This is a genomic window from Butyrivibrio hungatei (genome assembly GCF_900101605.1).
In the GTDB taxonomy this organism is placed as follows: Bacteria; Bacillota; Clostridia; order Lachnospirales; family Lachnospiraceae; genus Butyrivibrio; species Butyrivibrio hungatei_B.
Genome location: NZ_FMUR01000016.1, coordinates 83970 through 93753, shown reverse-complemented (window position 1 = coordinate 93753; position 9784 = coordinate 83970). Strand labels below are relative to the sequence as shown.

Genomic DNA, 9784 nt, shown 5'->3' with positions numbered 1-9784 from the left:
TTTAGTACCATAAAAGTGTAGTTGTTAGAGAGTAATTAACTCTGACATCTGCACTTATTTTTTTATAATAAGGGGAGTAATTGGTCTGACGTGGCTCTTTTTGGATCAGCGCATCCGTCATATAAACCGTTAGCCAACCCCTTATTATAAGCATTCGCTTAAGCAGGTAGGGAGAAACACCCGCGTAACCAACTAAACTGAATGGTAATAAGTGTGGCTGGAGCAATTACTATTTACAGTTGGAGGAGGTTCAGAATGATTAGTGTTGGAATTGATGTATCAAAAGGAAAAAGCACTGTCTGCATACTTAAGCCGTATGGAGAAATAGTGTGCAGTCCTTTTGAAATGCAACATGTTGAGAAGGGGCTAGACGGACTCGATAGTATTCTCCAGAAGTTAGATGGTGAAATACGTATAGTCATGGAAGCAACGGGCATCTATCACTTGCCAGTATTGACTTATCTTACAGAAAAAGGCTATTTCGTATCTGTAGTAAATCCTTTTGTGATGAAGTCATTCGCAAAGGATAACAACTTTAGGGGTGCAAAAACTGACAAACTTGATTCGGTCATGATTGCTAATTATGGAATTGAAAAGTGGTTTAAACTCCAAAAGTATGAAGGTGCCGAAGAGGTATATGCTGAGCTGAAGCTGCTAGGGCGCAGATATAGGTACTATATGGAACTCCATGTTAAGGCTTTACAAGAATTAACTCATATCCTCGATTATGTCATGCCTGGAATCAAGAAAAAGTTTAATAGCTGGAACGAATCAAGCAACAAGGACAAGTTAAGCGATTTTGTGGAAAAGTTCTGGCATTATGATGTAATTACTTCCATGGGTCTTGAAAAGTTCAAAGATGAGTACCTTCTCTGGGCAAAAGAAAAGAAATATCACCGGAGCATATCCAAAGCTGAAGAAGTCTATGAATTAGCATCCGGTGGCATTCCTACACTATCTTCCAGTACCCCATCGACCAAAATGTTAGTACAGGAAGCAGTATCAGTATTAAGGGCTATAGATAGCTCCTTGGCTACTATATTAGCACGAATGCAGGTTCTTGCTAAGTCCTTACCAGAATACTCTACAGTTAGAGAAATGGGTGGTGTTGGAGATGTGCTAGCGCCAAAACTAATTGCAGAAATAGGAGATGTAAGAAAACTTCATAGTGCAAAATCTCTCATTGCTTGTGCCGGTATAGATCCACCGCCTTACGAGTCAGGACAATTTGTGGGCACAAATCGAAGGATGACAAAGAGAGGATCATCAACTTTACGAAAAGTAGGATATGAAGTAATGAGGGGACTTAAGAGTCATCCGGCGCCCAAAGATGCTGCTGTATATAATTATATAATCAAGAAAGAAAATGAGGGAAAGTGCAAAAAACACGCTAAAATAGCGGGATTAAATAAATTTCTACGTATATATTATGCAAGAGTAACCGCAGTCTACAAATAAGTAGCAACAGCTATAAAAAGGCTGGAATTATTCATCCAGCCTTTTTGTGATGCTTAAAAATGGTAAAATTGAAAACACTTAAAAATAAGCCGTTTCGCTATTGACATTTGTTAGCAGGTTTATATGGCACAAATTCGCAAAAATTATATATATCTGCCTTATCTTTTGCGTAAGGTTCTATCTTCCTTAATTAGGTCAACTTCTGTTGCCCCCAAAGTCACGCTTTATATACAATCGCCTTTGCCATCTGATCTGCCGCTTCTTTTCCGTTAAAGTGCTCAAGAATAGCAAGCGCAAAAGGTATCGCTGTACCCATACCGCGTGATGTGATGAAATTTCCGTCCTTTGTCACTGCTTCGGTAGTTACGTCGGCTCCGATAAGGTCGCCATCGCATCCGGGATAACAGCAGGCTTTTTTGCCCTTTAACAATCCCATCTTGCCGTATACGGTGGGAGCTGCGCAGATTGCAGCAAGCATCTTGCCTGCGTTATTAAACTCTTCTATCTTTGCTTTTAGAGGTGCACACGCATCAAGATTCTTTGTTCCGGGCATTCCTCCGGGAAGAATGAGCATATCAACTCCGTCAAAGTTAAAGCTCTCTATTGTATCGTCAGCCTCAAGTTTAATTCCGTGAGATCCCTCAACAGCCTTAGAACCTGTTATTGACACAGTTGTGATGTCAATCTTCGCCCTTCTTAATATATCTACTACGGTAAGTCCTTCTATTTCCTCAAAACCATTAGCTAAAAAAATCGCTGTCTTTGCCATAATCATCCTCCATTCATTCTAGCGCCACGAAATTCTATGAATCATTATATCATTTCTATGCGCACACAACCCTACAATTTGATAATATGATATATGAGTAACGGCAACATCTATGAAATATCATGCCGTTTAAGAAAGGTACATACACCATGGGAATTGAAATAGAAAAGAAATTTACCGTAAAAGAGTTTCCTCTTGATCTTGATACATATCCCTGCCACATCATTGAACAGGGTTATCTCAACACAAGTCCCGCTGTCCGTGTAAGACGCGAAGATGACCACTACTATATGACATACAAGGGCTCCGCTCCCGCAGAGGAAGGTGGTATCGGAAAGGTAGAATACAACATGCCTCTTGATGCAGAGAGCTACGCTCATCTTGTAAAAAAATGTGACGGCAACCTCATAAAGAAAACCCGCTATCTGCTTCCTCTTAATGAAGACGCATTCGACAGCGAGTATTTATTGAAAAATCCGCAGTTCAAATCAGCTCTTGGAAACGGTGACATAAAGATTGAGCTTGATGTCTTCAAATCTCCATTCGACGGTCGCCAACTTGCCGAAGTGGAATTTCCGAGTGAAGAAGCCGCGAAAGCTTACCACCCTGCTTCATGGTTCAATGAAGATGTAACCGGAGATTACCACTACAGCAACTCCTACATGAGCACCGAAGAACTGTAACTCATTATGTGATGACATTTACTATAAAAAAGGAGTTTATTCATATTCATGGATACCGATGCATTATTGGATAGCGCAATCAACTATATAACAAGTATCTTTAGCCAGAACACCGATGGGCACGATACAGAGCATTCATTACGCGTATATCATTACGCTGCAAAGCTGGCCGCTCATTATCCCGAAGCAAAGAAACTTGCACTGATGAAACATGCCTACATGAAAGAATATGTACATGCACTTGAAAAGGATCTTTCTTTTTCTCAGTATTCCGATAATTCCGGTTATTGACTAATTCATGCAAAACTCTTCGATTTAGTCACTCTTTCGCGCTGTTCAATCTTCTATTTTTTTCAGACGTTGACTAATTTGTAAAAAAACTACAGATTTAGTCACTTTTTCTTCTGCATTCTATCCTATATTTTCTTCAGATGTTGACTAATTCACACAAAACCTGCCGATTTAGTCACTTTTCTTCTGTATTCTATCTTCTATTTTCTTCAGACGTTGACTAATTCGCACAAAACCTGCCGGTTTAGTCACTTTTCATCAATTCTCTGCTGTAAGTCTTCCGTAAACTCTGGCATATTCATACATCCTCTCGCAGAGCTCATCTGTGAGCTCACCGCCTTCCATCTTCCACTTCCAGTTTCCGCCGAGGGTGGACGGAATATTAATTCTTGCGCTCTCATCAAGCTCAAGATAGTCCTGCATCGGAATTATCGCAGTATAAGCAACACTTGAAAAAGCCGCGCGTATAAGAGCACCTACAACCTTACTTCCACTGCTTATGCCCAGATAGTCCCTCACGAATTTCTTATCATTCCTGTTAAGCGACTTGTACCAACCTTTCGTCGTATCATTATCGTGAGTTCCCGTATAGACAACGCAGTTACTGCTGTAATAATGCGGAAGATATTCACTGTCATCATCTGCACCGAATGCAAAATGAAGCACTTTCATTCCGGGATATCCCGTCTTTTTTACAAGCTTAATGACCGAAGGCGTAAGAAATCCCAGATCTTCTGCGATAACTTTTACATCTCCGAACTCTTTCTTTATAGCATCAAAAAGATCGTATCCGGGGCCTTTACGCCACTTGCCAATCTCAGCCGTAGGATTTCCGTAAGGAATGGCATAATACTCATCAAATCCCCTAAAATGGTCGATACGAAGCACATCATAAAGCTTGTAACAATGCCCGATTCTCTCAAGCCACCACTTATACCCTGTCTGCTTGTGATAATCCCACTTATACAGCGGATTTCCCCAGAGCTGCCCTGTTTTACTGAACGCATCGGGAGGACATCCCGCAACCTCGATAGGAACATTATCCTTATCGAGAAGGAAAAGCTCGGGATTTGCCCACGTATCCGAACTGTCAAAAGCCACATAGATCGGAATGTCGCCAATAATCTCTATCCCGCTGTCATTTGCATATTTCTTAAGCGCATTCCACTGCACATAAAAAACGAACTGAACAAAGCAGTAGAAATCAATTTCTTCCGCAAGCTTCTCTCTATACTTCTCCATTGCACCTTTTTTCCTGAGCCTTATGTCTTCATCCCAGGTATTCCATGATCTTCCGCCATACATATCCTTAAGCGCCATAAAAAGCGCATAGTCAAAGAGCCACTTCTTTCCGTTATTCTTCTTAAACTTCTCAAAATCCGCCTTGAGGTCATAAGAATCCGTCATCTTGCCGATATTCACAGCGTTACCCCTAGTCCCACAAGCTTTTTCAACATTTCCGAACGCCTTGCGGATAAGCTCGTATTTGTGTGCCTCGACGGTCTTATAGTCAACCTTGTCAGACGGCGCATCACTCTTTAAAACTTCAAGATCATCCCTTGTCAAAAGACCTTTTTCCACAAAATATTCGGGATCTATCAGATAGGGGTTTCCCGCAAATGTTGAAAAAGACTGATACGGCGAATCTCCATATCCCGTAGGCCCAAGCGGAAGTATCTGCCAGTATTTCTGTCCCGCTTTCTTAAGGAAATCCACGAAACTGTACGCTTCCTTTGAAAAAGCCCCTATTCCGTATTCCGACGGCAATGAAAAAACAGGAAGTAAAACGCCGCAAGCTCTTTTCTGCATATTATCACTCTTTTTCATAACAGCCCCCCTTGCTAAAATGCTCTTTATTTAATACCCCAGATCAGGTTTCTCCACTGCTCAAGCTGATCCGTCGTCATAAATCCGTTTGAAGTACCCATATATCCAATCTTATAAGATGCAAACAAAAGCGCATTCTTTATGGCATTTACGCTGTCACCCGTCTCCATGTAGTAGTGAAGGAAGCACGCAAAAAGCGCATTACCGGCACCTATGGTATTTACAACCTCGTTGGTCTTAACGGTATTGTAGTGAATGCGGAGATTCTGAGACTTATCATAAAGCATAAGTCCCTCACTGCCCTGTCCGAGAATAATTATCTCCGTTCCGTATGTAGTTGCCATTCTGTCAATGAAATCATAGGGATCTTCCGTCAAAGTATCGTCACTAAAGTACAGAACTTTGGCGGAGTCTAGAAAATCTGCGTTATATTTTTCTTTTTCTTTATCATAATATCTGATGTTTACTGCGACAGGCTTATCGTGCTCCTGCGCAACTTTAACAAACGGCCTGCAGAAATTTGCATTGGCAAGAACCACCATGTCACAGTTCTCCGCGATTGGCGGTACCATAGACATATCATATGAATTATCACGAAGATCTTTGATATCTTCAAAAATCTGCTGCCGTCTCTCTTTGTCGTACAGAACAACCTCGGTCGGCGTATCATTCATCTGTGGTATGATATATTCAGTGGACAGCGTGATCTTTCTGTCAGGAGGATTGATCATCTCAAGATCCTGATTTCGTCCTACGATCGACATAAAAACAACATCATCGCCAAGCCATTTAAGCGCAAGCGACTCATTGTAGGCATCGCCTCCCATTGCGGTATAGATTGAATCAATAGCGCTTGTCATAGGCGCAAAACTTACAGGAATCTTGTCTACTCTAACGATAGTCTCAATCTGTGTTACACCAGCCACTAAAAATTTACCCATTTTTTAGCCTCCTTATCATGTAAGCACCATATTTTGAACCATATCAACATATTCCAGAGCCTCTTCCATAAAAAGATCCGCCCTAAAGCTCCCGCTCCTTATATTCTTTTCAAGCACTCCTTCTACCGTATAATCAAGAATGTACCATATTTTGTTATAGTCTATACCCGCGGAAAAAACTGTTATATCAGTTCTCTCTTTAAGCGCCCTCATTATCATCGAGAACTTCTCGCGTTTCTCGCTTATCTCCGAAGAAGCCTTGATATCCGTTTCTTCATCCGCTCTTTTCAAAAATGCAAAAATATACGGAAAACGCTTAAGAGCATCGCACTTGGCTGAAAGAATCTGCTTGTACAATGCAAAATACCCGGTCTCGCTCTTTTCAACATGTGTCGAAAATTCAAGCGTCACCGATCTCGTTGCATAATCATACAAAAAGGAATACAGACCGATTTTATTTCCAAAATAGTGAAACAACAGGCCCTTACTGATATCCGCGGTCTTAACTATCTCATCGGTACTCGAATGGCCATAGCCGTTCTCCGCAAACACCTTAAACGCCGCATTTATAATTCGCTCCTGCTTCTCCTTGTTCAGCTCAAAAAACCGCTCATTCATACGCGTTCTCCGATTTTGATTGACTACATCAGTCTGATTTCAATATATCATTTTGTGCGTACTAATTCAAACGTTTTACCGTTATTTATTAATTTTTAATACAACGTACTTTTATTTATCTGAAAATTGTTATAAAATTAATTCAACGTTTGGATAGGAGGATGTATGGTTATGTCCAAGGGAAATGGATTCGGAAAGTTTATTTTATTCTGCGCTGCTGTTGGTGCAGCTGCTGCCGGTGTATATTATTACTTAAGTAAAAGAGACGCTGAGATTGCTGACAGTTTTGATGACGATGATTTTGAAGAGTTCGAGGATTTCGATGAGGATTTGGATGAAGCAACCGAGTCCAGATTCGGTTCTAGAAAGTATGTTGACATCAAGGCCGCAGAGGAGAAGGCTGAAAAAGCTGCAACTACCACTGAAGCCGCCGAAGCAACGGACGCTGCCGAAAGCACTGATTCTGCAACCCCCGATGAGTTCTTCGGAAACAAAGAAGATATATTATGAAATAATTACCCCACGGATTTTTATCATCCGTGGGGTCTTATTATGTGATCAATTATTAAATAAATTTATTTAGCCTGTTTCTCGGCAACGAGTTCTTTAAGCGCTCTGGCTTTGTCCTTGATCCTGCTGTTTGCGGTTCTGGACATAAGAAGTTCGGAGATCATCTTATTTGCAATATCAAACTGATCTGTCTCATATGCAAGTGCTGCGATAAGATAATCGAGTGTTGTTGAATCCATTCCGGCGATAGGGAAATCTTCCGACTGTCTTGCCATGATGAATCCATTAATAGCATTCTTCAAAAGCTCAAGCTCCTGCTCGTCATTCTCTTTTTTCTTCTTGTCATAATCAGCTTCGTTCTGATCGAGCCTCTGAGTCTCGCCTCTTATTACCCAGGCTGTCTTAAGACAGATATAAGCCTTCTCGCTGTTCTTTGCCTTCTTTACAACCGCATTGGCAAGTGCAAGCTGATAGAGGCTTCTAGCATGCTCATAGGTGTATGTAGGCTCGTCGTATTTCTGCTTCTTGTAATTCATGCAGATCTTGTTTCTTATATCATCAATCTGATATTTATTGAGCGATGTATAATATCTTCCCAATGCAGCATATCCACATTCGGGGCATGCTATTATATCATACTTTGTGAGATCCACTTCCGAATAATCAGGTCTTAAATCCACATCCACGGATTTCATTCTTACCTTACCCGTGCGGACTGTCTTCACCTCAAAGTCTGAATCGCAGATCGGACATTTATACTTCTTGTCAAAAAGATAATCCTCCTCATTGACAAGTGTAAGCTTTTTCTGAGGCTCTGCTTTCTTGACGGGGGCATCCTTCTTTTTAGGATCCTCAAAAAGATTCTTTCCATCAATATTTCCGAGTCCAAGCTTTTCCAGTCCTGAAAAAATACCAGCCATTTTAATACCTCTTTTCTAAATTACTATAGAAAAATACTTAATTATTCTTAGGCAGAACAAAAGAACTCTTAAGTGAAACAATCCTGTTAAATACAGGTGCTCCCGGTTTAGAATCCTTGCTGTCAACACAGAAGAATCCGTTTCTTACAAACTGGAATTTATCATAGCTGACCGCATCTGCAAGTTCGGGCTCAAGCTTTGCATCTTTGATAACGGTAATTGAGTTTGGGTTCAAGTTAAGTGAACCGTCCTCGTTGTAAACGCCCTTTTCTTCATCGATTATATTCTCATAAAGGCGAACTTCCGCATTTACAGCTTCTTTTGCAGAAACCCAGTGAATTGTTCCCTTTACTTTTCTTGCGTTAAATCCGCTTCCTGACTTAGTCTCGGGATCGTAAGTACAATGTACGGCGATAACATTGCCGTTTTCATCCTTATCACAGCCCGTGCAGGTTACAAAGTAAGCGTTCATAAGTCTTACTTCGTTTCCGGGGAAAAGACGGAAATACTTCTTCGGAGGCTCCTCCATGAAGTCTTCTCTCTCGATATAGAGTTCTTTTCCAAAAGGAATCTTTCTTGTTCCCATCTCAGGAACTTCCTTATTATTCTCAATCTCGAGATACTCTGTCTCATTCTCGGGATAGTTGTCAATTATAAGCTTTACGGGATTCAAAACCGCAAGCATTCTCTTTGCCTTGAGCTTAAGGTCTTCTCTGATGCAATACTCAAGCATTGCATACTCTGCAGTTGACTGAGCTTTACTGATTCCGCACATATCAACAAACATCTTGATGGACTCAGGAGTAAATCCTCTTCTTCTGAGTGCCGCGATAGTTACAAGTCTCGGATCATCCCATCCGTCAACTATGCCATCTTCAACAAGTCTCTTGATATATCTTTTACCCGTAACAACGTTGTTGAGGTAAAGCTTTGCAAACTCGATCTGACGCGGAGGATTCTTGTATCCGCATTCCTCTTTTACCCAGTCGTAAAGAGGTCTGTGATCCTCAAATTCCAAAGTACAGAGTGAATGTGTGATTCCCTCAATAGCATCCTCGATGGGATGAGCATAGTCATACATAGGATAAATGCACCACTTATCCTGTGTACGCGCATGTGTCATGTGAGCAACCCTGTAGATGATGGGATCTCTCATGTTTATGTTAGGTGAAGACATGTCGATCTTGGCTCTGAGAGTCATAGCGCCATCCTCGACTTTGCCGTTCTTCATATCCTCAAAAAGCTTTAAGTTTTCCTCAACGCTTCTGTTTCTGTTAGGATCGTCCTTACCGGGTTCTGTAAGTGTTCCTCTGTATTCACGCATCTGCTCGGCAGTAAGCTCAGATACATAAGCCTTGCCCTTCTTGATAAGCTTTACAGCGTTCTCATACATTTCATCAAAGTAATCGGACGCATGGAAAAGACGATCTTCATAATCCGCGCCAAGCCACTTCACATCCTCAATAATAGAGTCCATGAACTCAGACCTCTCCTTGGTGGGATTGGTATCGTCAAATCTCATGTTGAACTTGCCGTTGTACTCTTTTGCCATTCCGTAATTAAGAAGAATACTCTTGGCATGTCCTATATGCAAAAAGCCGTTGGGCTCGGGAGGAAATCTTGTACAAACATGATCGTAAACTCCCTCCGCAAGATCTTTGTCGATAGCCTGCTCTATAAAATGTCTGGAAGGTGTATTCCCCACCTCAGCATTATCACTTTTATTTGTAATCTCTTCTGCCATTATTAAATCCTAACCTTTATATT

General features: G+C 41.2%; 10 protein-coding genes. 4 read left to right on the top strand and 6 right to left on the bottom strand.

The window, feature by feature from the left end; all coding sequences use genetic code 11:
* Positions 1-255: 255 nt before the first annotated feature.
* Positions 256-1458, top strand: coding sequence for an IS110 family RNA-guided transposase (locus tag BLP87_RS12720; protein WP_074462992.1), 1203 nt, complete (start codon positions 256-258; stop codon positions 1456-1458).
* Between the two features lie 217 nt (positions 1459-1675).
* Here the strand turns inward: BLP87_RS12720 and BLP87_RS12715 are convergent, their stop codons facing one another.
* On the bottom strand, positions 1676-2227 hold the full coding sequence (locus BLP87_RS12715) for a DJ-1 family glyoxalase III (RefSeq protein WP_074462991.1): 552 nt from the start codon (positions 2225-2227) through the stop codon (positions 1676-1678).
* A gap of 149 nt (positions 2228-2376) precedes the next feature.
* On the opposite strand from BLP87_RS12715, the gene BLP87_RS12710 reads away from it, so the two are divergent.
* Together BLP87_RS12710 and BLP87_RS12705 are read left to right on the top strand one after the other, a co-directional pair.
* Positions 2377-2910 (top strand): CYTH domain-containing protein, encoded by a 534-nt coding sequence (locus tag BLP87_RS12710; RefSeq protein ID WP_330390068.1) that lies wholly within the window; start codon positions 2377-2379, stop codon positions 2908-2910.
* A 48-nt stretch (positions 2911-2958) separates the two neighbouring features.
* The gene (locus BLP87_RS12705) at positions 2959-3201 is read left to right on the top strand and encodes a hypothetical protein (protein WP_074462990.1); all 243 of its coding nucleotides are present in this window, start codon (positions 2959-2961) and stop codon (positions 3199-3201) included.
* 258 nt (positions 3202-3459) lie between these two features.
* Here the strand turns inward: BLP87_RS12705 and malQ are convergent, their stop codons facing one another.
* Genes malQ through BLP87_RS12690 form a run of 3 tightly spaced genes read right to left on the bottom strand, consistent with a single transcriptional unit; the run spans position 3460 to position 6587 of the window.
* Entirely contained in the window at positions 3460-5028 is a 1569-nt protein-coding gene (gene malQ, locus BLP87_RS12700) for a 4-alpha-glucanotransferase (protein ID WP_242871865.1), read from the bottom strand.
* Positions 5029-5054: 26 nt separating this feature from the next.
* Positions 5055-5969, bottom strand: coding sequence for a carbohydrate kinase family protein (locus BLP87_RS12695; RefSeq protein WP_074462989.1), 915 nt, complete (start codon positions 5967-5969; stop codon positions 5055-5057).
* A 15-nt stretch (positions 5970-5984) separates the two neighbouring features.
* On the bottom strand, positions 5985-6587 hold the full coding sequence (locus tag BLP87_RS12690; RefSeq protein ID WP_074462988.1) for a TetR/AcrR family transcriptional regulator: 603 nt from the start codon (positions 6585-6587) through the stop codon (positions 5985-5987).
* Between the two features lie 165 nt (positions 6588-6752).
* Between BLP87_RS12690 and BLP87_RS12685 the strand changes: the two genes are divergently transcribed.
* Positions 6753-7097, top strand: coding sequence for a hypothetical protein (locus tag BLP87_RS12685; RefSeq protein WP_074462987.1), 345 nt, complete (start codon positions 6753-6755; stop codon positions 7095-7097).
* A 65-nt stretch (positions 7098-7162) separates the two neighbouring features.
* Here the strand turns inward: BLP87_RS12685 and BLP87_RS12680 are convergent, their stop codons facing one another.
* Positions 7163-8017 carry a DUF2225 domain-containing protein gene (locus BLP87_RS12680; RefSeq protein ID WP_074462986.1) on the bottom strand — a complete coding sequence of 285 codons (855 nt, stop codon included), beginning with the start codon at positions 8015-8017 and terminating at the stop codon, positions 7163-7165.
* A 37-nt stretch (positions 8018-8054) separates the two neighbouring features.
* Positions 8055-9761 carry a glutamine--tRNA ligase/YqeY domain fusion protein gene (locus BLP87_RS12675; protein ID WP_074462985.1) on the bottom strand — a complete coding sequence of 569 codons (1707 nt, stop codon included), beginning with the start codon at positions 9759-9761 and terminating at the stop codon, positions 8055-8057.
* Positions 9762-9784 lie beyond the last annotated feature (23 nt).

Excerpts from the sequence above, each read along its gene's own strand:
- BLP87_RS12720 (WP_074462992.1), top strand. The coding sequence starts at position 256 with ATGATTAGTGTTGGAATTGATGTATCAAAAGGAAAAAGCACTGTCTGC.
- BLP87_RS12715 (WP_074462991.1), bottom strand. The coding sequence starts at position 2,227 with ATGGCAAAGACAGCGATTTTTTTAGCTAATGGTTTTGAGGAAATAGAA.
- BLP87_RS12710 (WP_330390068.1), top strand. The coding sequence starts at position 2,377 with ATGGGAATTGAAATAGAAAAGAAATTTACCGTAAAAGAGTTTCCTCTT.
- BLP87_RS12705 (WP_074462990.1), top strand. The coding sequence starts at position 2,959 with ATGGATACCGATGCATTATTGGATAGCGCAATCAACTATATAACAAGT.
- malQ (WP_242871865.1), bottom strand. The coding sequence starts at position 5,028 with ATGAAAAAGAGTGATAATATGCAGAAAAGAGCTTGCGGCGTTTTACTT.
- BLP87_RS12695 (WP_074462989.1), bottom strand. The coding sequence starts at position 5,969 with ATGGGTAAATTTTTAGTGGCTGGTGTAACACAGATTGAGACTATCGTT.
- BLP87_RS12690 (WP_074462988.1), bottom strand. The coding sequence starts at position 6,587 with ATGAATGAGCGGTTTTTTGAGCTGAACAAGGAGAAGCAGGAGCGAATT.
- BLP87_RS12685 (WP_074462987.1), top strand. The coding sequence starts at position 6,753 with ATGGTTATGTCCAAGGGAAATGGATTCGGAAAGTTTATTTTATTCTGC.
- BLP87_RS12680 (WP_074462986.1), bottom strand. The coding sequence starts at position 8,017 with ATGGCTGGTATTTTTTCAGGACTGGAAAAGCTTGGACTCGGAAATATT.
- BLP87_RS12675 (WP_074462985.1), bottom strand. The coding sequence starts at position 9,761 with ATGGCAGAAGAGATTACAAATAAAAGTGATAATGCTGAGGTGGGGAAT.